Raw genomic sequence first — 22657 nt, 5'->3', positions numbered from 1 at the left:
AAGATCGTGTTCATGGGGGTAGCTCCTTCGGGGGTAGGAACACCCGCCTCACCGCCGGGGAGCGGCGACGCGGATGTGAGCACCTCGTCCGGCGCTGCACAAAACAAGGGAAAAGTTTGGGGGCCTGCAAGCCGGGGCTCGCGGCGCGGCGACCTTGCGAGCGGGGCTCGTGGCGCCGGGACCGGGTGTAACGACCCGCGATCCGCGGTCATTCCCGGCAGCCCGCAAGCGGGGCTCGCGGCGTCCGGATCGTGTGTAACGGCCGGCCATCCGGGGTCATTCCCGGGCCCTCACCGGGGCCCAGGGGGCGGGGCCACGGGTTGTTCGGGGGTCTGCAACGACCCGGCCGCGTCGGCCATTCCCAGCCCGGTCGAGCGGGCGGGGGCGGGCCGTGGTCCTGCGATCGTCAGGGTATGTAACGACCCCCGGCCCGCCACGATTCCGGCCCACGGATGCGACCGGTCACCACCCAACGACCGCCCAGAAACGGACATCCCGCCCAGTCGGGCACAGCGACGCGGGCGGTTGGGAACGGCCACGGGATGATCCACTCGGGTTACGTGAAACCGGGGTATACGGACTCGGCCGATACCCCGGTTTCCATGAAGTCGAGTGGATCATGGAGGTCGGATGGCGTCAGCCTTCCAGGCGAGAGCGGACCTTTTCCGCACAGGCCCCCACAACGGTCTGCGCGTCGAGCCCGAGGCTCTCGATGGCTACGAGCGCGGTGAACACCACGTCGGCCAACTCGGCCGCCACGTCCTCGCCGGTATGGGTGACACCCTTGCGCGGATTCTGCCCGAGCAGACCGATCCAGGCGGCTGACGCCTCCCCCGCCTCCTCGGTGAGCTTCAGGATGCGGCAGGTCAGTTCCGTCTGCCCGGTTCCGTTCGCCGCGTCCAGCCAGCTCCGCGCAGACCGGGCCGCCGCCCAGATCGAGTCGTCCACGGCGACCAGTCAACCCGACCACCCCGGCCGGTCCACACACCGGGGCCGCACGGTCAGGCGCACCCGGGGGCACGGCAAAGGGCGCACCGGGCGCGGCCGGGACGCACACCCCACGTCAGGACCGACACCGCACGGGCCCGCACCGCACGGACCCGCACCTCACAGTCAGCACTCGCAGCGCACGGTCAGGCCGCACCACACGGTCGGGACGCGCGGGCCGCACCGGCTGCCTGACTGGCCGGTCAGTTCAGCCATTGACTCCGGTCGACGGCAGTCCTAGGTTCAGGGCGCTACCGGCCGGTAGGCAACCGTCCCGCCTGGTCGCCCCCGCAGGCGACATCCGTCCGATGGGGAGCATCGATGCTGTCCGTACCCGTTCGCAGGCTCCGCCCCCTGATCGCCGTCACCGCGACACTGACCCTGGCCGTCGGGTTGCTCGGCGCCGCACCCACCGCCGCCGCACCCAACACCGCCGCCGCAGCCAACACCGCCGGCGCCGCGCCCAGCACCGCCGGCCACGACCCCTCCGGCGACCAGCCGCTGCCCGGCTACACCTTCCAGAATCCGCCGCTGGCGCCGCTGGTGGTGGCCGGCAAGCCGACGACGGTACGCCAGGGCGTGCACCGGCACGCCGCGTACATCATCGAGGTTCCCGCCCGGTGGAACGGTGACCTGGTGGTGTGGGCGCACGGCTACCGCGGCCAGGGCACGGTGCTCTCGCCGGAGCCGCCGGCCTTCGAGCTGCGCCAGCGGCTGCTGGCCCAGGGATACGCGTGGGCGTCGTCGTCGTACGACCGCAACGGTTTCGACATCCGCTCCGGCGTGCTGAGCACGAGGGACCTCGCCGACCACTTCGGGCGGACGGTGCGCAGACCTCACCGCACCTACCTGGCGGGGGTGTCGATGGGCGGGTACGTCATCGGGCGCTCGTTGGAGCAGTATCCGGGCTACTACGACGGGGCGCTGCCCATGTGCGGCGTGCTCGGTGACCAGACGTTGCTGGACTTCTATCTGGATTACAACCTGGTCGCGCAGACGCTCGCCGGTGTGCCGGCCTACCCGACGCCGGCCGACTACCTGGGCAACGCGGTGCCCCGCATCCAGGTGGCGCTCGGGCTGGCGGGTCTCACGCCGACCGGGCCGGACACCACCAACGATCGGGGCAAGCAGTTGCGGGCCATCACCGTGAACCGTTCGGGCGGGCCACGGCCCGGCGCGGAGGCGGCCTTCGCGGTCTGGAAGGACTTCCTCTTCTCCATCGCGGTGACCGACGGCGGCGACTCCCCCGCCCAGCGGCCCAGCCAGATTTCCACCAACCTGCTGACCCGCTACAGCCCGAACAGCCCGGTCGACGTCAACTCGTCGGTGCAGCGGGTGGCTCCGGAGAACGTCGTGCAGCGACTCCTGCCGACGCTGACCGAGGTGCCGAAGATCGCCGGGCGGCCGAGCGCGCCAGTGGTCAGCCTGCACGACCTGGGCGACATGTTCGTGCCGTTCAGCATGGAGCAGGCGTACGCCACCGACGTGGCACGGCACGGTCGTGGCCGGCTGGTGGTGCAGCGGGCCATCCGGGCCGCGCAGCACTGCGAGTTCAGCCCGGCCGAGGCCGGCGCCGCCTGGGACGACCTGGTGTCCTGGGTACGCACCGGCAAGCGCCCGGCCGGCGACACGGTGACCGATCCGGCGGTGGTGGCCCGACCCGACTACGGCTGCCGGTTCAGCGACCGGGCCGCGTACGCCGCAGGGGTCGGCACCCGCCGCCTGTACGCGCCCTGCTGAGGCAGCGCCGTCCAGGCAGCGCCGTCCGGACACGACGACGCCGGCCGGCTCCCGAGATGGGGGCCGGCCGGCGTGTGTGTGCGTGTCGTGTCACCAGAGCTGCTGGACGACGTCCGCCGCCTGCTCCTCCCACTGCGCGTACGCGTACGGGAAGGCGGAGACCTGCACGGTCTGCGCGGCGGCGGTCAGCGGCAGGTCCTGCCAGCCGCCCACGTTCTTCAGCGCGCTGAAGAACGCCGTGGCCGCGTACTCCGGGTCGGTGATCTGGTCGGGCGTGCCCCAACCGGACGACGGGCGCTGCTGGAACAGTCCCTGCGAGTCGTGGTCGTTGTACGCGCCGAGGTGGCCGAGGTTGTAGAGCTTCGACTCCTGCAACGAGGTGGCGACGCCGATGACCGCGCCACGGTCGCCGACGCCTGTCTTCTTGGCCGCGTCCACGATCGCCCGGGCGTTGGCGAGCTGCGCGTCGTCGAGCGGGATGCGCGACTGGGCGCCCTCGATGCCGTGCGGGATCAACTCGTCGCGGCTCGGCTTGCCGGCCGGCGGCTTGCCGGTGGCGGAGCCGGTGGTCAGTCCGGACTCGACCGGCTGGTCCTTCTGCTGCTTGGCCGAGGTGGCGGCCTTGCCGGTGGCGAGGTCGATGGCGGCGACAGCGCCCTGGTGCGGCCCGCTGGTGACCGGGGCGGCGGTCGCGGTCGGCGCGAGGGCCAGACCGCCGAGGGCAGCCACACCCACCACGCTCAGCGCGGTCTTGCGGTACGAGTCCTTAGCGATGGCGGGGAGCCATCGAGTGAAGTCGACCTTCACGATGGTTCCTTTCGATCGTGCGGAGCGCTCCGGGGTGAACGCTCCTCGGGAGGATGACCGCGGAAAGGGGTTTGGGCTCCGGCGGTACGGGGGACACAACCGGGTTGACGTGTCGGTCATTCCGGAAATGCCCGAGCCGTGGGTGGCTGCGGTCCCGGTCACTCCGAGAATCGGGTGGCAGACCCTTCGCGCGGCGAAATGGGACGATCCGCCCGGGCCGGGTCAGCCGCGTGGGCCGTGCCGAACCGGACGAGAACGTGCCAGAGCTGCTTGAGGTGCTGCAGGGTGTCAGCGATCGGGCCCCGGTCCGCCCACCGCTGCGGTTCGGTGACCACCGACACGGCGCCCCGACCGATCAGCTCCGCGTCCACCGGCGTGCCCGGGCGGGCGAACTCCCGGTGCAGGCGTGCCGCGAGCACCGGAATCGCGGGGCCCCGGAACTCGGCGTCGACCCGGTCGACGGCCAGCGCGAAACCGGGGTGCCAGCGCAGCGGAAAACCGTACCGCCGGGCGGTTGATTCCAGCGCCGCCCCGGTCGGGGTGCCGGCGAAGGACGGATCCACCACCAGTTCCTCGACATCGTGCGCGAGGTCGAGCGGGCCGTGGATCTGGGCTTCCACGTAGTCGTCGAGCGCGCGCCCGAGGGTGGCCGGCGTGCTCGGCGCCTCCAGCAGCGTCCGGGCCAGGGAGGCGACGTTCATCCCGGCCCGTCCCAGGCACTCGCCGGTGCCGGCGACGCCGGCCAGCAGCCCGGCGAACACCGCCTCGAAGGCGTCCGCCGTGCCCACCACGCCCGGACCGAGGTGGCTGTCGCCGAGGCAGAAGGTCGCCCGGCCCAGCACCGCCGGACGCAGCCGCAGGTGACAGGAGCCGAAGCGGGGACAGGCGCCGTCCGCGTGGTCGAGCAGGTTGATCCCGCCGTACGTGGGTCGCTCCGCCGGGGCCACCTCGGGCCGCTGGTACGCGCCGCCGAACATCCGGTGCTCCCACCGGTCCCGGTCGCCACCGGGATACGCGGTGAGGCCGCCGTTGGAGATCCCGGTGACGAACTGACTGCGGTACACCCCGTCCTCGGCCAGCGCCGCCGCGACGGCACGCCCGTCGGCGCACAGGCGATCGGGGTGGAAGTTGACGGTGAGCCGACCACGGTGGGCAGCCGCGGCGAGCAGCCGTTGCGGCCGGTGGCCGACATCGGCCGCGGCGAGGTGCCGCTCGATCGCGGCGAGCGCCGCGGGACGCTCGACCACCGCCGACGACCGCACGTACGCGAGGGCAGCCGCCTGCGCCGGGGTGAGTGCGGCGCGGAGCCGTCGGTCAGACGTCGCCGTCATGTCCGGGGTCCACGGCGCGCTCCGGCGGTGCGCCCAACTCCTCGAAGACGGTGATCTGCAGGTCCGCCGGGGCGTCCAGGCGCGAGTTCAGCGACTGCCAGGGCGTACGCGTCGGCGGCGCGATCTCGCTCGCCCCGGCGGCGACCAGCCGGGCCGTGGTCGCCCGCGTGTCGTCGACCTCGAAGGCCACCCGGATGCGCGGCGCGACCTGCCGGCCCACCTCGACGTCGTCGATCATGCGCTTCTGCGCCGGGTTGGCGATCTCCAGGGTGGCCCGACCGGCGTCCAGGATCACCACGCGGGCGTCGCCGTCACCGGTGAACGCTGCCTCCTCGGGCAGACCGAGGGCGTCCCGGTAGAACGCCACCGCGGCCTCGTGGTCGGCCGCCTCCACCACGAGGCGCAGCTGACGGACGACGGGAACCTGATGCTCGGCGGCCATGCGCCGGATCCTAACAACGCCCTAGGCTGAACACCGTCCGGAAGGGAGCGACGATGGTCGAGACGGATGGCGACGACGCGTACGTGGTGCGTCCGGTCGGTCGGGTGGCCTCGCCGCTGACCGACGCGGCGAGCGCGCCCCGGCAGGGCGATGAGGGTGCGCCCACGGCGTGGCTGATCTTCGACCCGCAGGTCGAGCAGGCGCTGGCCGACCTGTCGGCCGGCGCGGAGCTGCTGGTGCTGACCTGGTTGGACCGCGCCCGCCGCGACGTGCTGACCGTGCACCCGCGCGGCGACGAGACCTGTCCGCGCACCGGCGTGTTCAGCACCCGCTCCCCGCACCGGCCCAACCCGATCGGCCTGCACCGGGTGCGGGTGCTGGCGGTGGACGGGTTGCGCGTCGAGGTGGCCGACCTGGAGGCCCTCGACGGCACCCCCGTCCTGGACGTCAAGCCGGTGCTCGGCCCACCCGACGAACGCTGAGCGCCGCGCCGGCCGTCGGCCCGGCTGCGACAACCAGCCGGGCCGCGACACTCAGCCCGGCCGCCGCGTAGGCCGGCCGCCGTCAGTGACCGCGGCCCAGCCACTCCGGCAGGTGCGGGGCCTCCGCGCCGATCGTGGTGTTGTCGCCGTGCCCGGTGTGCACGACAGTCTCCGCGGGCAGGGTCAGCAGCCGGGTGCGGATCGACTCGATGATGGTGTCGAAGTCGCTGTACGAGCGCCCGGTCGCGCCCGGCCCTCCCTCAAACAGGGTGTCGCCGGTGAACACCGCCCCCAGCTCCGGGGCGTAGAAGCTGCACGCGCCGGGGCTGTGCCCGGGGGTGTGCAGCACCCACAGCGGGGTGCCGGCCACCTCGATGCTCTGCCCGTCCCGCACCTCGCCGTGCGGCGGCAGTTGGGGGTGGACCAGGTCCCAGAGCACCCGGTCGGCGTCGTGCAGCAGCACCGGAGCGCCGGTGGCCTCGGCCAGTTCGGGTGCCACCCGTACGTGGTCGTCGTGCGCGTGGGTGGCCAGGATCGCCCGGACCCGGCGACCGCCCACCAGCGCGAGGATCGTTGGCACGTCGTGCGGCGCGTCGATGATGACGCACTCGTCGTCGTCGCCGATCACCCAGACGTTGTTGTCCACCTCGAACGTCTGCCCGTCGAGCGAGAACGTGCCGGAGGTGACCGCGTGGTCGACCCGGACGGCCATCAGAACACCACCACCGAGCGGAGCACGTCGCCGTGGTGCATCCGGTCGAACGCGTTCTCGACCTGGTCCAGAGCGATCTCCTCGGTGACGAAGGCGTCCAGGTCGAGACGGCCCTGCAGGTACAGCTCGGTGAGCATCGGGAAGTCCCGGCTGGGCAGGCAGTCGCCGTACCAGCTGGACTTGAGCGCGCCGCCGCGCCCGAAGACGTCCAGCAGCGGCAGCTCGATGCGCATCTGCGGGGTCGGCACGCCGACCAGCACGACCGTGCCGGCCAGGTCCCGGGCGTAGAAGGCCTGCTTCCAGGTCTCCGGTCGTCCCACCGCGTCGATCACCACGTCGGCCCCGAAGCCGCCGGTGGCGGCGCGGATGGCCTCGACCGGGTCGGTCTCGGAGGCGTTCACGGTGTGCGTCGCGCCGAACTGTCGGGCCCAGTCCAGCTTGCGACTGTCGGTGTCCACCGCGACGATCGTGGTCGCGCCGGCGAGGGCCGCGCCGGCGACCGCCGCGTCCCCGACGCCGCCGCAGCCGATCACCGCCACCGAGTCGCCGCGGGTCACGTTGCCGGTGTTCATCGCCGCGCCCAGCCCGGCCATCACGCCGCAGCCGAGCAGGCCCACCGCTGCCGGCCGCGCGGCCGGGTCCACCTTCGTGCACTGACCGGCGTGCACCAGCGTCTTCTCGGCGAACGCGCCGATGCCCAGCGCCGGGGTGAGTTCCGTGCCGTCGGTGAGCGTCATCCGCTGCGTGGCGTTGTGGGTGTTGAAGCAGTACCAGGGCCGGCCCCGACGGCAGGCCCGGCAGACGCCGCAGACGGCCCGCCAGTTGAGCACCACGAAGTCGCCCGGGGCGACGTCGGTGACGCCGTCGCCCACCTGCTCGACGACGCCCGCCGCCTCGTGCCCGAGCAGGAACGGGTAGTCGTCGTTGATGCCGCCCTCGCGGTAGTGCAGGTCGGTGTGGCAGACCCCGCAGGACTGGATCCGGACGATCGCCTCACCGGGGCCGGGATCGGGCACCACGATGGTGGTGACCTCGACCGGTGCGCCCTTGCTGCGGGAGATGACTCCCCGGACTTGCTGGCTCACTTCGCCTCCTGCTGGTGGTGTGCGGCGGGGCCGGACACCGGGCGGGCGGATGAACCGGGCTCGGCGGTGGGCCCCTGGCGAACCTACCCCGATCACCACTGTCGGCCCAGTCGGCCGGGCGGTGCGGTTATCGGCTGTCACGCCGGGTACGCGGGCCACAATTCGGACCACGACCACCGGGAGTGATCATGAAATTCGCGCACCTGCCGCTGCGCGTCACCATCGGGGCGTACTTCCTCAACTCGGGTCTGGGCAAGCGGAACCTGGAGGGCGAGGCCGCGCAGGCCATGCACGGGATGGCGGTGGCGGCCATGCCGCAGCTCGGTCAGTTGGAGCCGCCACGGTTCGCCAAGCTGCTGTCGTACTCCGAGATCGCCCTGGGGGCCGCGCTGCTCGCACCGTTCGTCCCGGCGCCCCTGGTGGGGCTCGGCCTGACCGCGTTCGGCGCGGGCCTCGTGCAGCTGTACCTGAAGACGCCCGGGATGCGCGAGCCGGGCAGCGTACGGCCGACACAGCAGGGCGCGGGGCTGGCCAAGGACGTCTGGTTGGTCGGGGCCGGCCTGACCCTGGTGCTGGAGGGGTTGACCCACGGCCGCCGGCGCGGCTGACCTGGGCGAATCGCGCCGCCGCCACCCGTTATCGTGTGGGCGACCCGGCGGTCGGTCTGAGGAGCTGCGGTGACCCACAGTCGTTCGGTGCGACCGTTCTACCGGCCGATGAGGCCCCGCCGCCGCGACGAGCCGCACCGCTCGGCCACCCCGCTGGAGCTCTTCTTCGACCTGTGTTTCGTGGTGGCCGTGGCGCAGGCGGCGACCAGCCTGCACCACGACGTCGCCGAGGGCCACCTCGCCCACGCGCTGACCAGCTACCTGATGGTGTTCTTCGCGATCTGGTGGTCGTGGATGAACTTCACCTGGTTCGCCTCGGCGTACGACACCGACGACGACGTCTACCGGATCACGACGCTGGTGCAGATCACCGGGGCGTTGATCCTGGCGGCCGGGGTGCCCCGGGCCTTCACCGACGGCGACTTCACCGTCATCACCTACGGGTACGTGGTGATGCGGCTGGCCGCTGTCACCCAGTGGATCCGGGCAGCCGCCGGCGATCCGGCGCACCGGGCGGCGGCACGCCGCTACGCGATAGGCGTGACAGTCGTGCAGCTCGGCTGGCTGCTGCGGCTGGCGCTGCCCGACGGTTGGGGCATCGGGGCGTTCGTGCTGCTGGCGCTCGCCGATCTGCTGGTGCCGGCGGTGGCCGAGCGTCCGGGGATGACGCCGTGGCACCCGGGGCACATCGGCGAGCGGTACGGACTGTTCACGCTGATCGTGCTCGGCGAGGCGGTGCTGGCGATCTCGGTGGCGATCCAGACCGGGCTCGACGCGGGCGACCACGGTCTCTGGGCGCTCGCGGCGGCCGGCGCGCTCATCGTGTTCGCGCTCTGGTGGCTCTACTTCGACCGTCCGGTGGACGCGCCGGACCGGTTGCCGTACTCGCTCATCTGGGGTTACGGCCACTATCTGATCTTCGGGGCGATCGCCGCGGTCGGAGCGGGCCTGCCCGTGGTGGTGGACCACGAGCGGCACCTCGCGCACGTCTCCGGCACGGCCGCCGCGTACGCGGTGGCCGTGCCGACAGCCGTCTACCTGCTGACCGTCTGGGTGCTGCTCGTGCGCCGCCAGCAGCACGGCGCGGTGGTCGTCGCCTATCCGGTCGTCGCCCTGCTGACGCTGCTCGTGCCGCTGGGCCCGGCCCCGGTGCAGGTGCTCGCGGTGTTGCTCGTCGCCCTCGTGACCCTGACGGTGCTGCTGCGCGAACGCGACAGCGGGGCGCCCGCGACGCGCCGGGCCTGATTCCGATCTGGATCAGAGATCGGCCACCCGGCCTGCCGGCGCGCGGGACGGCCCGGAAGTCGGCAGAATTGCGGCATGCCTCGCCGCCGATGGTTGCTGGCCGACCAACTCGGGCCACATTTCCTCGACGACCCCGATCAACCGGTCCTGCTGGTGGAGGTCCGGGAGCTGTTTCGCCGTCGGCCGATGCACCGGCAGAAGGCGCACCTGATCCTCTCCGCAGTGCGCCACCGCGCCGCCGAGCTGGGCGACCGGGCGCTGCTGCTGCGTACCGGCACGTTCCGCGAGGCCCTGGCCGAGGTCGCCGAGCCGGTCGAGGTGTGCCATCCGCACTCCCGGGCCACGCTGGAGTTCGCCCGCTCGGCGCCCGGGTTGACGGTGCTGCCGCCGCGCGGCTTCATCACCAGCCAGGCCGACTTCACGGCGTGGGCGGACCGCACCCGCCGGAGCCCGCTGCGGATGGCCGACTTCTACCGGCAGGCCCGTCGCTGGCACGACGTGCTGAGCGGGACGGCCCGGGGCGCCGGCGGGTCCGGTGGCGCCCCGGCGCCGCGTCGACCGCGAGGGGAGGCCCCGGCCGTGCCGGCGACGCCGCCGCCTCCACCGCCGATCGTCGAGGACGACATCGACGCGCAGGTCCGCCACGATCTGGACCGGTGGGCCGCCGACGGGGTGCGGTTCGTCGGCCGTGACGGCCCCCGGCAGCACCCCGCCACGCACGCCGAGGCGCAGGCCCGACTGGCGCACTTCCTGACGTACCGGCTGCCCGGGTTCGGCCGCTACGCCGACGTGATGAGCGCCGACGATCCGCTGTTCGCGCACTCGGCGCTGTCGTCGTCGTTCAACCTGGGGCTGCTGCACCCCGAGCCGGCCGTACGCGCCGCCGAGCAGGCGTGGCGCTCCGGCGCCGCGCCGCGCACGGCTGTGGAGCCGTTCATCCGCGGGTTGCTGGGCTGGCGGGAGTTCCTCTGGCAGCTGTACTGGTACCACGAGCCACAGTTCCGGGGCGCGAACTGGCTGGCCGCGACCGAGCCGATGCCGCAGTGGTTCGCCGAGCTGGACGCCGACGCGGTGGAGGCGCGCTGCCTGGCAGACGTGCTCGCCGCCGTCCGGGACCGGGCGTGGACGCACCACAGCCCCCGGCTGCTGGTGCTCGGCAACTACGCGTTGCAGCGCGGCTGGCGTCCCACCGACGTGGCGGACTGGTTCCAGCGCTGCTTCGTGGACGGCACCGACTGGGTGATGAACGCGACGGTCATCGGCATGAGCCAGTACGCCGATCTGGCCCGGGTGGACACCCGCCCGTACGCGGTGGACGGCACCGACATCGACGAGATCAGTGACTACTGCGCCGGCTGCCGCTACACGCCCGAGCGGGCGCTCGGCGAGCTGGCCTGCCCGTACACCGGAGGTTTCGAGAGCTTTCTGCACCGCAACCGGGAGCGGCTGGTGGCCGACCCGCGGCTCGCCGCGGAACTGGCCCGCCGCGACGAGCCGCAGCACCGCGAGGCGGTGCTGGCGCAGGAGGAGAAGCGAGGCAGCAGCCCTCCGTGATCAGGTGGGGTCCGCGACGGGCGGCGGGATCGGCACCGGCCGGGTGACACCCCGGTTGAGACCGACGACAAGCAGCCGGTTGTACGAGGCCGGCATGATCCGGGCCAGCAGGTCGGGCACCTTCGCCGACCAGCCGATCAGCACCCGGCCCCTGCGCCGCTCGACGCCTCGCAGGATCACCTCGGCGGCCCGCTCCGGCGCGATGGTGAGCAGCTTCTCGAACTGGGCCCGGCCGGCGGTGTACTCCTCGATCGACACGCCGCTGCCGACCCGCGCGTTCTCGGTGATCCGGGTACGGATCCCGCCGGGGTGCACCGACGTGACACCGATGCCGTCGTCGACGAGTTCGTGTCGCAGCGCCTCGGTGAGGCCGCGGACGGCGAACTTGCTCGCCGCGTACGCGGTCTGCCCGGCCGGCGCGATCAGCCCGAACAGGCTGGAGACGTTGACCAGGTGCGCGCCCGGCTCGGCCTTGAGGGCGGGCAGCAGCGCGTGGGTCAGCTGCGCCACGGCCCGGAAGTTGACGTCGATCACCCAGCTGAACTCGTCGAACGTCACCTGGTCGAACCGGCCGCCGAGGCCGACGCCGGCGTTGTTGACCAGCAGCCGGACGCGTGGGTGCCGCTGGCCGATCTCGACCGCGACCCGGGCGGTGGCCGCCGCGTCGGCGAGGTCCACCCGGTACGTGTGCACCTGCCGGTCCGGATGCGCGGTGTGGATGGCGGCGGCGACGGCGTCCAGCCGTTCGGTGTCGCGGTCCAGCAGCACCAGGTCACTGCCCCGAGCGGCCAGGCCGTGCGCCAACGCGGCGCCGATGCCGCTGGCCGCGCCGGTCACGACGGCCGTCGCGCCGGCGAACTCAAACCTCCGCACGATCGGTGCTCCTTCCCTCGCGGGTGCGGCGGGAGAACCGCACACCCTCGTCGGTGAGCCGGCCGTGCCGCATCAGCAGCACGTCGCGGGCGTAGTTCTGGTACAGCCGCCAGGGTGCCCGCGCGCCCTGCTTGGGCAGCGCGTCGACGCTGCGCAGCACATAGCCCGAGCGCAGGTCGATGAGCGGCACCCGCCGCGCGTCGGGCGGTGGGAGCGGGGTGACGACCTGCTGGCCGGTGCGGTCCAGGTGGCGCAACAGCCGGCAGACGTAGCCGGCGACCAGGTCGGCCTTGAGGGTCCACGACGCGTTGGTGTAGCCGATGGTCAGCGCGAAGTTCGGCACGCCGGAGAGCATCATGCCCTTGTAGGCCACGGTCCCGGGCAGATCGACGTCGACGCCGTCCACCCGCAGTGTCAGGCCACCGAGCGCGAGCAGGTTGAGCCCGGTCGCGGTCACCACGATGTCGGCGCTCAGCTCGTCGCCCGAGGCCAGCCGGACCCCGTGCGCGGTGAACGTGTCGATCGTGTCGGTCACCACCGCCGCCCGCCCCTGCCGCACGGCGGTGAACAGGTCACCGTCGGGCACCACGCAGAGCCGCTGGTCCCACGGGTCGTAGCGGGGCGAGAAGTGCCTGTCGACGTCGTACCCGACCGGCAACTGGCGCTTCGCGCCGCGCCGGAGCAGCCGCTTGACCAGGGCGGGCGCGCGCCGGCTGAGCTGGAAGTTGACAGTGGAGAGCAGCACGTTCTTCCACCGCACCACCCGGTACGCGGCGTTCGCCGGCAGCCGGCGCCGCAACGCGCCGGCCAGCCGGTCGCGCGAGGGCAGGGCGATGACGTACGTGGGTGAGCGTTGCAGCATCGTCACGTGCGCGGCCCGCTGCGCCAGGGCCGGCACCAGGGTCACGGCTGTCGCGCCGCTGCCGATCACCACCACCCGCTGGCCGGTGTGATCCAGGTCGTCGGGCCAGTGCTGCGGGTGCACCAGCCGCCCGGCGTACCCGTCCACGCCGGGCAGGGTCGGCGTGTAGCCCTCGTCGTAGCGGTAGTAGCCGGTGCAGGCGAACAGGAACGAGCAGGTCAGCACCACGGTCTCGGCGGTGTCGGCGCGCTCGGCGTGTACCGTCCAGCGGGCGGTTCCGCTGTCCCACTCGGCGCGCGTCACCCGGTGGGAGAAGCGGATGTGGCGCTGCACGTCGTACTCCCGGGCGGTGTCGCGCACGTACTCCCGGATGGCCGCGCCGTCGGCGATGGCCGTCGCGTCGGCCCACGGCCGGAACGAGTAGCCGAAGGTGAACATGTCCGAGTCGGACCGGATACCGGGGTAGCGGAACAGGTCCCAGGTGCCACCGATCGCGTCCCGTGCCTCCAGCACCGCGTACGTCTTGTCGGGGCAGTCGCGGCGCAGATGGCAGGCGGCGCCGATGCCGGACAGGCCGGCGCCGATGATGAGCACGTCGACGTGGTCGGAGGGCATCGCGTTCCTCCCGTCCGGGGCGGTGGACGGACACTAACACCGCCCCGGACGCCGGGCACCTAGCCCGAGACCACCGCCGGGCCGCCATCTCCGTATGGCCCCCGGAGGTTAGTCGGTGGACGCTCGCGTGGATTCCATGATCCAGTTCGTCTCCCAGGTGCGTTCGCCGTCGACCGAGAACGCCTGCTCCCAGCGGGCCGTGGTCGCGGTGATCCCCGACCAGATGAACCGGCACCGGACCGGCCGCCCCTCGTGCTGGTCGTCGGCGTAGAAGCGGCCCACCCCGTCGACGAAACGCCCCACCATCGGCGGCTGCTCCAACTCCCCCCGACCGCTGTTCATCCAGTAGATCGACCACTGCCCGCTCGCCGGGTCGAAGATCCTGATCGTCGCGCCGGAGAAACCCTTGGTCGGGAAGGTGATCTCGTCGAAGTTGCCGCCGCCGCCGAAGAAGCTGTGCGCGACCGACACCCCGGGAAATTCCTCCCACTCGTCGCAGCCGGTCAGCCGCTCGCGCAGCCGACGGTTGACCACGTTCCAGGTGCCCACGTAGAAGTCGAAGTCGCCCATCAGCGGCCCACCGGCCCTTCCGCTCGCGTGTCATCCAGATAGCCGGTCAGGTCGGGAGCCTCGGGCACCAGCATGTGCCGGACCCAGGCGGCCCGTTCGTGCTCCAGCACCGCCAGCTCCCATACGCAGCCGACCTCGCGCCGACCCAGCTCGACGAAGTGGGTCGGGTCGACGTCCGGGCAGTCCAGCGCGGGCTGCCCGGCCACCGCGATGTGCACTTGCAGCGCGTTGTCCCACACCCAGGTGTATGCCAGCAGGTAGGCGCCGGTGTCCGCGCCCCGGTGCAGCACCACCCAGCCGGCGGCCGGGGTGCCGTCGCTCACCGCGCGGGCCAGCAGCGCTGGCAGCAGGTCGTACGCGGCCTTGCGCACCTCCGGCTCGATAGGCCGCTCCGGCTGGTCGATGTGGTAGCGCTTGAGCTGCCAGCCGTCCACGGTGACCGGCGCCAGCGTTCGTAGATCCTTGTCGCGAAAAGCCATGCCGGGACGGTAGGACCACTTCACTGACAGCTAGTGTCAGTGAAGTGCGGGCCAGCCGACTTCTCTCCGTCCTGCTGCTGCTCCAGTCGCACGGCCGGCTGACCGCCGCGCAGCTCGCCGAGCGGCTGTCGGTCTCCCCGCGCACCATCTACCGGGACGTGGAGTCGCTGCACGCCGCCGGCATCCCGCTCTACGGCGAGGCCGGGCACGCCGGCGGCTACCAACTCGTCGACGGCTGGCGGACCCGGCTGACCGGCCTGACCGCCGAGGAGGCCGACCGCCTCTTCCTGGCCGGGCTGCCCGGCCCCGCCGACGAGCTGGGCTACGGCGACGTGGTGGCCGCCCTGCAACTCAAGCTGCACGCCGCGCTGCCCGCCCCCCTGCGCGACCGGGCCACCCAGCTGCAACAACGCTTCCACCTGGACACACCCGGTTGGTACGCCGACGGCGACGCCTCCCCCGAGCTGGCCCGCACCGCCGAGGCCGTCTGGCGGCAGCAGCGCATCGAGGTGCGCTACCGCGGCTGGCGCGGCGAGGTGACCCGGGTGCTGGAGCCGTACGGCCTGGTGCTCAAGGGCGGCCGGTGGTACGTGGTGGCCACCCGACCGGGCCGCGACGAGCCGGCGACCTACCGGGTCAACCAGATCCTCGCGCTGACCCCGCTGGCGCAGGAGTTCGACCGACCTCCCGACTTCGACCTGCCGGCCTGGTGGCGGGAGCATGTGCTCCGGTTCCGGGAACGGCTGCACCGCGACGAGGCCACCGTACGGCTGTCGCCCGCCGGCCGGGAACGGCTGCGGGAGATCGGCAGCGACCCGGTGGTGTCCGCGGTGGACGCCAGCGCCGGGCCACCCGACGCGCACGGCTGGGTGACCGCCGTCCTGCCGATCGAGTCGCTCACCCACGCCCACGGTGACCTGCTGCGCCTCGGCGCCGACGTGGAGGTGCTGACCCCGCTCGCGCTCCGCGACCGCCTGGCCGCCACCGCCGCCGGGCTGGCCGCCCTCTACGCCCCCGCCGGCCAGCCGACCCGATAGCCACCGCCCCTTCCACAGTGGAAGATCGGCGGGACATCGACTGTCGGCAGGGTGTGCCACCCTGGGACGGGCACCAGCGGTCACCGGAGGTGAGGGCCACGCTACGACTACGCGCACTGGTCGCCGTCCCCGGCACCGGGCCGGTGACCCTCGACGTCCCGTCCGGTGAAACGGTCGCCCTGGTCGCGCCACCGCGGGTCGGCACCGCCGTGGCCCGGGTGCTGGCCGGGCTCGCCGCCCCGGTCACCGGGCGGATCCTGGTCGGTGACCGGGACGTCACGGCCCTCGCGCCGCCGCGCCGGCAGATCGGCTACGTGCCCGCCGGCGGGGCGCTGCTGCCGCAGCTCACCGTGCGCCGCAACATCGAGTACGGCCAGCGCAAACGTGAGCGGGTGCACGAGGTGGCCGACGACTGGACGGCCACCGTGGTGGACCGGCTGGAGCTGGCACCGACGCTGGATCTGCTGCCCCACCTGCTCTCCGACGCCCAGCGCTTCCGGGTGGCACTGGCCCGCGCGGCGGTCTGCCTGCCCGAGGTGCTCGTGATCGACCTGCCCGTCGACCCGTCCGGCGGCAGCCGCCTCGCCGACCTGCTGCCCCGACTGGCGCCTCCGGACGCGCCGGGGGTGGCCGTGCTCGTCTGCACCGCCGACCCGGCCACGCTCGCCGAGATCCCCCGCCACCACGAGCTGGTCACCGAGCCCGACGAGGCGCTGCGGTGACGCCGGCCGGCCGGGTCACCCGGCGTACGCTGCTGCGCGCCGCAGCGGCCGGCGCGGCGGCGACCGCGGCCGGGTGTGCCGGCGGCAGCCCCTCGGTGCAGGTGGCAGTGGTGTGGAGCGGCAGCGAGCTGGACCGCTTCCGGGAGGTCGTGGCCACCTATCCCCACCCGGTGCGCGTGGTCAGCGCCGGCAACGACATCGACGCGTTCCTGCGCGCCCGTCACCTCGCGGGCACCTCGCCGGACGTGGCGATCCTGTCGCGCCCCGGCCTGGTGACGGAGTACGCCGCGCGGGGCTGGCTGCGCCCGGTGCGCCCCTCGACCGAGTACGCGGTGCCCATCGGGCTCAGCGACCTGTTGATGGCCGGCGGGCAGCGCTACGGCGTCTGGGTCAAGGCCGCGCACAAGTCACTGGTCTGGCACCTGCCCTCGATGCTGCCCGAGCAGCCGACCAGCTGGGACGGGCTGGTGTCGCTGACCCGCCGCCTCGGCGCGCTCGCCCGGCGCGGCGCCGGCCCGGCGCCGCTGGCGATCGGCGCGGCGGACGGCTGGGTGCTCACCGACTGGTTCGAGAACGTGCTGGCCGACCTCGCGCCGACCGCCTACGACGCCCTGGCCGGGCCGGACGCCGACTGGCAGGGCCGGCCGGTGCGCGACACCCTGGACCGGCTCGCCGAGCTGTGGAGCATCGACGGCGCCTTCCCCGGCGGCGGCCGACGGGCGCTGCTCACCCAGTACGAGGAGTCGGTGATCCAGGTGGTGCGCTCCCGACGGGCGGTGATGGTCTTCGAGGCCGACTTCACCGCCGAGGTGGTCGGCCGGTTCCGGCGCGGCCCGGAGGAGCCCGTCACCTTCCGGTTCCCGAGCGCCGGCACGGGCGGCGGCGCGCTGATCGTGGGCGGGGACGTGGCGGTGGTGTTCGCCGACGCCCGGGGCGGGGTGGAGCTGGTCGAGTGGCTGACCCGGGCCGACTCGTTCCAGCCCTGGCTGCGCGCCGGTGGCTACCTGTCGCCGAACACCACCATCGCGCTCACCGACTACGCCGACCCGGTCCGTCGCCAGCTGGCCCGCGAGATGCGCGGCCCCGACACCCTGCACTTCGACCTCTCCGACCAACTGCCCGGTCCGTTCACCGGCTCCGACGGGGTGGGCATCTGGCGGATCATGCAGGACTTCTTCGCCGACGTCACCGACGGTGTCTCCGCCGGTGAGGCGGTTCGCCGGGCCACCGGGCAGCTCGCGGCGGCGGCCCGCGACGCGGGCGGTGGCCGATGAGCCAGGTCAAGGTGCTCGGCGAGCTGGCGGTGCTCGACGACGTGGGCCCGCCCCGGCGCGGCCGGGCCTACCCGGCGGCCGGGGCGACCTCCGCGCTGCTGCTGCCGGCCGCGCTGCTGCTCGGCGCGCTGGTGCTGTGGCCGGTGCTGCGCACGCTGCACGCCAGCGTCACCACCGACGGTCGCTGGGTCGGCGCGGAGCACTTCCGCGCGGCGCTCGCCGCGCCCGGCACCGGTGCGGTGGTCGGCCGGACGGTGCTGTGGGCGGTGCTGGTGCCGGCGGTGGGCTACCTGTTCGCCGTGGCGTCCCGCCGCTGGAAGGAGGGCGGCCTGGTCCGCCTGATCCTGTTGGTGCCGGTGGCGTTGCCGCTTGTCGTCACCGGGGTGACCTTCCGCCTCATGTACGACCCCGACCCGACCCGCGGCCTGGCCACCCTGCTCGCGGCACGGCTGACCGGCCGCGCCGACGACAACGCGCCGCAACTGCTCGGGCCGGGCCTGGTCACGGTAGCGCTGATGTCGGCGTTCGTCTGGGCCTGGGTGGGTCTGGCCGTGCTGGTCTTCCGGGCCGCACTGGACCGGCTGCCGCCGAGCCTCGCCGACGCGGTCCGCGCCTACGGCGGCGGTCGACGACACGTGCTGTGGGACGCGCAGTGGCGACCGCTGCTGCTGCGTACCGTCGCGGTGGTCTTCGCGCTGGTGGCGCTCGGCACCAGCCGGACCTTCGACCTGATCCTCGTCATGACGCCCGGGTCGGTCCGCGACGACGCGGCGGTGCTCGCGTTGCGGGTCTGGCAGACCTCGGGCGGCACCACCACCGGGCAGGGCGCCGCGCTCGGCGTCGTCTGGCTGGTGGCGGTGGCCGCCGGGATGCTGGTGGCGGCGTTCTTCGTCCGCCAGGCGTGGCCGCCACCCCGCGTCGAGGCGACACCCGGGCCCGCACCGACGACCCCGCCGCCGCGACGACTGTTCCGGCTGCTCGCCGCGGGCGGCGCGGTGGCCTGGCTGATCCCGCTCGTCGTGCTCGTGGCGACCTCCGCGCACGGGCAGGTGGACGCCGCCGCGCGCGGCTGGTGGTCGGCTCCGCCCGGGACGGGCTCCTACGCGGCGCTGCTCGGTGGCGGCGAGCTGTGGCGGGCGCTGGGCTTCACGCTGCTGTTGGCGACCGTCGTGACCGCCACGGTGCTGGTCGTCGCGCTGCTGGCCGCGTACCCGCTGGCGTGGCTGACCGGGCCGGCCGCGCAGGCGACCGGGCTGCTGCTGATGGCCGCCACAGTCGTCCCGGTGCAGGTGATCGCCGGGCCGGTCAACGAGGTGCTGGGCGTGGTGCTCTCCTCCGGCACCGCCCGCGGGCTGGCCCTGGTGCACGTGGCGCTGGGGGTGCCGTTCGCGGTGCTGGTGCTGCGCAACGCGTTCGCCGACCTGCCGGCCGAGCAGGTGCGGGGCGCCCGGCTGGGCGGTCGGCGCTGGTGGGGCACCCTGCACCGGCTGGCCCGGCACAACCTGCCGGCCGTGATCGCCGTCTCCGTGCTGGAGTTCGTCCAGGTCTGGAACGACCTGGCGGTGGGCCTGCTGTTCAGCGGGCCGGAGGCCACCCCGCTCGGGCTGTTCCTGGCCGGGCAGAGCCGTGGCTTCGTGTCCAACAGCGGCGTCCTGGCCGCCGGGTCGGTGCTCGCCTCGGTGCTTCCGGTGGTGCTGATGGTGCTCGCCCGACGGCAGCTCGTCGCCGGGCTGGTCTCCGGGGGCGTCCGGTGACCGGCCCCACCGGTCCCGGCCGCGCGCCGCGCTGGCCGGTGCTCGTGACGATCGGCACGCTGCTCAGCGGCGTGTTCGGCAACCTGGCCAGCAACCTGCTGTCCGAGTTCGCGGCAAGTGTGCTCGGCCCGGCCAGCATCGTGGTGGCGGTCGTGGGCGGCGTCGGTTTCGTGGTGTTCGAGCTGCGCCGACGACGTGCCGTCCGCCAGACCGGCCCGGAGCCCACCGACGTCGTCACCACACCGCCTACCGACGTGCCCACCCTGCCGTACACGGCCGGGTTCGCCGGTCGGGAGGAGCACGTCCAGGCGGTGCTCGACCTGCTCGCCCGCGAGCACGCGGTGGCGGTCCTGGGCCGGCGGGCGGTGGGCACCTCCGCCTGCGCCGTCCAGGCGGCGAACCTGTGCCGGGAGGACTTCCCGGACGGGCAGTACCATTTCGACCTGCGCCGCGGCGGTCGTCCCCGCTCCGCACGGCAGGTGCTCACCGCGCTGGCGGGCGTCCTGGGCACCGCCCCACCGACGTCGGGCCGCCCGGACGCCCTCGCGGCCGCCGCCGCCGCGCTGCGCCGCAAGCTCGACGGTCGCAAGATCCTGCTGGTGCTGGACAACGTCGACCGTCCCGAGCAGGTCCGCGCGCTGCTGCCGCCGACTGCCCGCACCTGCCGGCTGCTGCTGGCCGGCGGCCCCGCCCTCAGCGGCCTGGGCGGCGTGGTGGAGCACTGGATCGCCGAGCCCGGCCCGGACGAGGCGGTCGAGCTGTTCGCGGCGGCCGGTGGGGCCGCGCCCGCCGCCCGGATCCGCCGCGCCGACCCACGCACCGACCCGGCGGTACGCGAGATCGTCGACCTGTGCGGGCGGCAGCCCCGCACCGTGCGGGCGCTCGGCTACCGCACCGCCCAGCACGGCTGGCGGCACTCCGACGTGCTGGACGCGCTGCGCCGGGCGGTGCGCACCCCGCCGCACCAGCGCGTCGCCGTGTCGCCGGCGGCCCAACTCGTCACCGAACGGGACACCGCCTACCGGGCGCTGACCCGCGAGGCGCGTCGGCTGTACCGGCTGATGTCGCTGACCCCCGCCCCGGTGGACCGGCCGACCATCGCCGCGCTGGCCCGCCGCCACCCCGAGCGGGTGACCGGGCTTCTCGACCAGTTGGCCGCCGCCGCGTTCGTGGTCGGCGCGAGCGGCGACCGGTACGAAATCCGCCCGCTGCTCGCCGCGAACGCCCGGCTGCACCTGCGCGACGCCGAGCCGGCCCGCTCCCGGGTCGCCGCGCAGGCCCGACTGACCCGGCACCTGGCCCGCCGGGCCGAACGACACGCGGCCAACCTGGCCGTGCTCGGCTCCCCGCCGGACCGGGAGTGGTCGCTGCCACTCGACGACGACCCGTACGGCTGGTTCGACCTGCACCAGGAGCTGCTGCTGGCGGTGGTCCGGGTGCCGGCCGGAGCTGCCGAGACGCTGCCCCGTCGGGTCCGCAGGTGGTGGTTCCGGTTGGCCGTGGCGCTGTGCGGATGGCTCGCGCACGTCGAGCGACTCGACGAGTGGGAGCAGGTCTGCCGCACGGTCCTGGCCACCCCGACCGCCGACGACCGGCCGGAGATCGCCGGGTGGGCGCACAACGAGCTGGGGGTGCTGCGCCGGCGCCGGCACGACCCGCAGGGCGCGGCGGCGGCGCTCACCCTCGCCGTGGCCGAGCGCGGCCGGCGGGGCACCGCCCAGGCACGGATGAACCTGGGCCTGGCCCTGCTCGATCTGGGGCAACTCGACGACGCGGTGGAGCACCTGGAGCTGTCCCGCCGGCACCGCTCGTCGGCGGACCGCTCCGGGCATGCCCTCACCGACCTGGGCCTGGGCGCGGCGCAACTGGCCCGGGGCGAGTTGGACACCGCGCACCACCACCTGGTCAGGGCGGCGAACACGTTCCGGTCGGTGGGTGACGCGCGCGGCTACGCCGCGGCGCTGACCAACCTGGTGCTGGTGCACGCGACCCTCGGCGAGCACCTGGACGCGGCGCAGGCGTGGCGGGCCGCGCTGCGCGAGTACGAGTCCGTCAACGACCCGACCAGCCGCGCCGCGGCGCTGCTCAACGCCGGGGCGACGCTGCTGACCAGCACGCCGGGGCAGGCGCGGGCGGCGTACGAGCTGCTGGCCGAGAGCCGGCGGCTGCGGGCGGAGACCCGGCCGACGGCGGGGCTGGGCCGCACCCTGCTGTACCTGGGCGACGCCGCCGCCGCGCTTGGCGGCGGGGCCGAGGCGCGACGGCTCTGGGCGGACGCGGCGACGGTGGCCGAGGAGGTCGACGACGACCGGGCGCTGGCCGCCGCGGACCACCGCCTGGAACAGGACGTCGACCTGCCGCAGACTGGCCCCTGAGCCGCTCGTCGCGCCGCGCCGGCGTGATGTCCATCGCTCGCGTTGGTCGGTGGCACGGGTCTGGGAGAGTGTGTGACCGTGGACGCTCTCTCGGTGCGGGGACTCAGCCGCAACTTCGGCAACCTGGTCGTGCTCGACGACGTGAGCTTCACGGTGGCGCCGGGTCGGATCGCGGTGGTGCTGGGCCCCAACGGCAGCGGCAAGACCACCCTGCTGCGGTGTGTGGTGGGCGCCGACCGGCCGGACGCGGGTGAAGTGCGGGTGCACGGGTACCGGGCCGACGAGACCGACCCGCAGGTGCGGGCCCTGGTCGCGGCCGCCCTGGACGACATCGACTTCTTCCCCGACCTGTCGGTGGTCGAGCACCTGGAGCTGGTCGCGTACGCCCACGGGGGCAGCGCCGAGCCGGTCGAGGAGGTGCTCGCCGAGCTGGGCCTGGAACCGGCCCGCGACCAGCTGCCGGTGACCCTGTCCAGTGGGCAGCGCCGCCGGCTGGCGCTGGCGTCGTGCTTCGTGCGCCCCCGCCGGGTGCTGATCCTGGACGAGCCGGAGCAGCGGTTGGACGTACGCGGCCGGCAGTGGCTGGCCGACCGGCTGCGCCGGGAACGGGACGCCGGCACCGCAGTGCTGCTGGCCTCGCACGACCCGGAGCTGATCGACGCGGTGGTCGACGAGCGGATCGAGATCGGTCGGTGAGCGCCCCGCCGGCCACGGTCGCCCAGACACCCGCCGGGCTGCCCACCGCCCGACAGGTGCGTACGCACCTGCGCCGGGCCCGCCGCCGCCACCACGAGCACTCGCTCGGCGACGTGCTGGGCGACGCGTACGTCATCGTGCTCTTCGTGGGCATGTACGGCTGGTTCGCGGTCAGCGCCAGCCGCGACGTGCTGGTCTCCCCCACGGTGGGCCGGGCCGACGCGGGGGTGCGCTGGTGGCTGGCGGTCGCCGCGCTGCTGGCCGGCGCGGGACTCGCCTGGCGGGGTCTGCGCGCGCTCGGCCCGCTGCTGGTCACCCCGGCCACCCAGAGCTGGGTGACCAGCGCTCCGGTGGACCGGCGGGCCTGGCTGGCGCCGCGCCTGGCCGTCCTGCTGGCGGGCGCGGCG

The 22657-nt window shown here is 73.9% G+C and carries 22 protein-coding genes; 12 read left to right on the top strand and 10 right to left on the bottom strand.

Annotated elements, in window-relative coordinates; translation table 11 throughout:
• Positions 1-636: 636 nt before the first annotated feature.
• The gene (locus B0E54_RS29015) at positions 637-948 is read right to left on the bottom strand and encodes a MazG-like family protein (protein ID WP_234590008.1); all 312 of its coding nucleotides are present in this window, start codon (positions 946-948) and stop codon (positions 637-639) included.
• Positions 949-1308: 360 nt separating this feature from the next.
• On the opposite strand from B0E54_RS29015, the gene B0E54_RS29010 reads away from it, so the two are divergent.
• The gene (locus tag B0E54_RS29010; RefSeq protein WP_234590006.1) at positions 1309-2727 is read left to right on the top strand and encodes a hypothetical protein; all 1419 of its coding nucleotides are present in this window, start codon (positions 1309-1311) and stop codon (positions 2725-2727) included.
• Between the two features lie 90 nt (positions 2728-2817).
• Here the strand turns inward: B0E54_RS29010 and B0E54_RS29005 are convergent, their stop codons facing one another.
• From B0E54_RS29005 to B0E54_RS28995, 3 genes are all read right to left on the bottom strand, one after another.
• Positions 2818-3534 carry a hypothetical protein gene (locus tag B0E54_RS29005; RefSeq protein ID WP_234590002.1) on the bottom strand — a complete coding sequence of 239 codons (717 nt, stop codon included), beginning with the start codon at positions 3532-3534 and terminating at the stop codon, positions 2818-2820.
• A 158-nt stretch (positions 3535-3692) separates the two neighbouring features.
• Positions 3693-4865 carry a DUF3626 domain-containing protein gene (locus B0E54_RS29000; RefSeq protein ID WP_234589999.1) on the bottom strand — a complete coding sequence of 391 codons (1173 nt, stop codon included), beginning with the start codon at positions 4863-4865 and terminating at the stop codon, positions 3693-3695.
• Positions 4849-5307, bottom strand: a complete 459-nt coding sequence (locus B0E54_RS28995) for a glyoxalase/bleomycin resistance/extradiol dioxygenase family protein (protein WP_234589997.1) — start codon at positions 5305-5307, stop codon at positions 4849-4851. Before B0E54_RS28995 ends, B0E54_RS29000 begins: the two co-directional genes overlap by 17 nt.
• Before the next feature lie 53 nt (positions 5308-5360).
• Here B0E54_RS28995 and tsaA point away from each other — a divergent pair, with 53 nt between their 5' ends.
• Complete coding sequence (gene tsaA, locus B0E54_RS28990; protein WP_234589994.1) at positions 5361-5789, top strand: tRNA (N6-threonylcarbamoyladenosine(37)-N6)-methyltransferase TrmO; 429 nt, start codon at positions 5361-5363, stop codon at positions 5787-5789.
• 82 nt (positions 5790-5871) lie between these two features.
• Here the strand turns inward: tsaA and B0E54_RS28985 are convergent, their stop codons facing one another.
• Together B0E54_RS28985 and B0E54_RS28980 are read right to left on the bottom strand one after the other, a co-directional pair.
• Positions 5872-6501, bottom strand: a complete 630-nt coding sequence (locus tag B0E54_RS28985) for an MBL fold metallo-hydrolase (protein ID WP_234589981.1) — start codon at positions 6499-6501, stop codon at positions 5872-5874.
• Entirely contained in the window at positions 6501-7586 is a 1086-nt protein-coding gene (locus B0E54_RS28980) for an S-(hydroxymethyl)mycothiol dehydrogenase (RefSeq protein ID WP_234589979.1), read from the bottom strand. Before B0E54_RS28980 ends, B0E54_RS28985 begins: the two co-directional genes overlap by 1 nt.
• A 188-nt stretch (positions 7587-7774) precedes the next feature.
• Between B0E54_RS28980 and B0E54_RS28975 the strand changes: the two genes are divergently transcribed.
• The 3 genes from B0E54_RS28975 to B0E54_RS28965 all read left to right on the top strand — a co-directional run bounded on the left by B0E54_RS28975 (position 7775) and on the right by B0E54_RS28965 (position 10993).
• Positions 7775-8194, top strand: a complete 420-nt coding sequence (locus tag B0E54_RS28975; protein ID WP_234589977.1) for a hypothetical protein — start codon at positions 7775-7777, stop codon at positions 8192-8194.
• Between the two features lie 69 nt (positions 8195-8263).
• The gene (locus B0E54_RS28970) at positions 8264-9439 is read left to right on the top strand and encodes a low temperature requirement protein A (protein WP_234589974.1); all 1176 of its coding nucleotides are present in this window, start codon (positions 8264-8266) and stop codon (positions 9437-9439) included.
• Positions 9440-9514: 75 nt separating this feature from the next.
• On the top strand, positions 9515-10993 hold the full coding sequence (locus B0E54_RS28965; protein ID WP_234589972.1) for a cryptochrome/photolyase family protein: 1479 nt from the start codon (positions 9515-9517) through the stop codon (positions 10991-10993).
• On the opposite strand, the gene B0E54_RS28960 is transcribed toward B0E54_RS28965, so the two are convergent.
• The 4 genes from B0E54_RS28960 to B0E54_RS28945 form a co-directional block, all read right to left on the bottom strand.
• On the bottom strand, positions 10994-11866 hold the full coding sequence (locus B0E54_RS28960) for an SDR family oxidoreductase (RefSeq protein WP_234589970.1): 873 nt from the start codon (positions 11864-11866) through the stop codon (positions 10994-10996).
• A complete protein-coding gene (locus B0E54_RS28955; protein WP_234589957.1) occupies positions 11853-13343 on the bottom strand; it encodes an NAD(P)/FAD-dependent oxidoreductase in 1491 nt (496 codons plus the stop codon). Before B0E54_RS28955 ends, B0E54_RS28960 begins: the two co-directional genes overlap by 14 nt.
• Before the next feature lie 108 nt (positions 13344-13451).
• Positions 13452-13913 carry a hypothetical protein gene (locus tag B0E54_RS28950; protein WP_234589955.1) on the bottom strand — a complete coding sequence of 154 codons (462 nt, stop codon included), beginning with the start codon at positions 13911-13913 and terminating at the stop codon, positions 13452-13454.
• Positions 13913-14392, bottom strand: a complete 480-nt coding sequence (locus B0E54_RS28945; RefSeq protein WP_234589953.1) for a hypothetical protein — start codon at positions 14390-14392, stop codon at positions 13913-13915. The genes B0E54_RS28950 and B0E54_RS28945 overlap by 1 nt, the downstream gene beginning before the upstream one ends.
• 44 nt (positions 14393-14436) lie before the next feature.
• Here B0E54_RS28945 and B0E54_RS28940 point away from each other — a divergent pair, with 44 nt between their 5' ends.
• From B0E54_RS28940 to B0E54_RS32860, 7 genes are all read left to right on the top strand, one after another.
• Complete coding sequence (locus B0E54_RS28940) at positions 14437-15429, top strand: YafY family protein (protein ID WP_234589940.1); 993 nt, start codon at positions 14437-14439, stop codon at positions 15427-15429.
• An 89-nt stretch (positions 15430-15518) separates the two neighbouring features.
• On the top strand, positions 15519-16151 hold the full coding sequence (locus B0E54_RS28935; protein ID WP_234589927.1) for an ATP-binding cassette domain-containing protein: 633 nt from the start codon (positions 15519-15521) through the stop codon (positions 16149-16151).
• The gene (locus B0E54_RS28930) at positions 16148-17425 is read left to right on the top strand and encodes an extracellular solute-binding protein (protein ID WP_234589915.1); all 1278 of its coding nucleotides are present in this window, start codon (positions 16148-16150) and stop codon (positions 17423-17425) included. The genes B0E54_RS28935 and B0E54_RS28930 overlap by 4 nt, the downstream gene beginning before the upstream one ends.
• The gene (locus B0E54_RS28925) at positions 17422-19179 is read left to right on the top strand and encodes an ABC transporter permease subunit (protein WP_234589913.1); all 1758 of its coding nucleotides are present in this window, start codon (positions 17422-17424) and stop codon (positions 19177-19179) included. Before B0E54_RS28930 ends, B0E54_RS28925 begins: the two co-directional genes overlap by 4 nt.
• The gene (locus B0E54_RS28920; protein WP_234589910.1) at positions 19176-21554 is read left to right on the top strand and encodes a tetratricopeptide repeat protein; all 2379 of its coding nucleotides are present in this window, start codon (positions 19176-19178) and stop codon (positions 21552-21554) included. The genes B0E54_RS28925 and B0E54_RS28920 overlap by 4 nt, the downstream gene beginning before the upstream one ends.
• 93 nt (positions 21555-21647) lie before the next feature.
• On the top strand, positions 21648-22250 hold the full coding sequence (locus B0E54_RS28915) for an ABC transporter ATP-binding protein (protein ID WP_234589908.1): 603 nt from the start codon (positions 21648-21650) through the stop codon (positions 22248-22250).
• On the top strand, positions 22247-22657 hold a 411-nt coding region (locus tag B0E54_RS32860), incomplete at its 3' end, for a DUF6297 family protein (RefSeq protein WP_234589906.1). The genes B0E54_RS28915 and B0E54_RS32860, both read left to right, overlap by 4 nt.

It is taken from the genome of Micromonospora sp. MH99 (assembly GCF_021442385.1).
Taxonomy (GTDB): domain Bacteria; phylum Actinomycetota; class Actinomycetes; order Mycobacteriales; family Micromonosporaceae; genus Micromonospora.
The sequence above is the reverse complement of the archived record's forward strand: the minus strand, read 5'-3'. Positions and strand labels throughout refer to the sequence as shown.

Bases quoted from the DNA above. Each gene is read 5' to 3' on its own strand.
- B0E54_RS29010 (WP_234590006.1), top strand. From the start codon at position 1,309: ATGCTGTCCGTACCCGTTCGCAGGCTCCGCCCCCTGATCGCCGTCACC.
- B0E54_RS29000 (WP_234589999.1), bottom strand. From the start codon at position 4,865: ATGACGGCGACGTCTGACCGACGGCTCCGCGCCGCACTCACCCCGGCG.
- B0E54_RS28995 (WP_234589997.1), bottom strand. From the start codon at position 5,307: ATGGCCGCCGAGCATCAGGTTCCCGTCGTCCGTCAGCTGCGCCTCGTG.
- tsaA (WP_234589994.1), top strand. From the start codon at position 5,361: ATGGTCGAGACGGATGGCGACGACGCGTACGTGGTGCGTCCGGTCGGT.
- B0E54_RS28985 (WP_234589981.1), bottom strand. From the start codon at position 6,501: ATGGCCGTCCGGGTCGACCACGCGGTCACCTCCGGCACGTTCTCGCTC.
- B0E54_RS28975 (WP_234589977.1), top strand. From the start codon at position 7,775: ATGAAATTCGCGCACCTGCCGCTGCGCGTCACCATCGGGGCGTACTTC.
- B0E54_RS28965 (WP_234589972.1), top strand. From the start codon at position 9,515: ATGCCTCGCCGCCGATGGTTGCTGGCCGACCAACTCGGGCCACATTTC.
- B0E54_RS28955 (WP_234589957.1), bottom strand. From the start codon at position 13,343: ATGCCCTCCGACCACGTCGACGTGCTCATCATCGGCGCCGGCCTGTCC.
- B0E54_RS28950 (WP_234589955.1), bottom strand. From the start codon at position 13,913: ATGGGCGACTTCGACTTCTACGTGGGCACCTGGAACGTGGTCAACCGT.
- B0E54_RS28945 (WP_234589953.1), bottom strand. From the start codon at position 14,392: ATGGCTTTTCGCGACAAGGATCTACGAACGCTGGCGCCGGTCACCGTG.
- B0E54_RS28925 (WP_234589913.1), top strand. From the start codon at position 17,422: ATGAGCCAGGTCAAGGTGCTCGGCGAGCTGGCGGTGCTCGACGACGTG.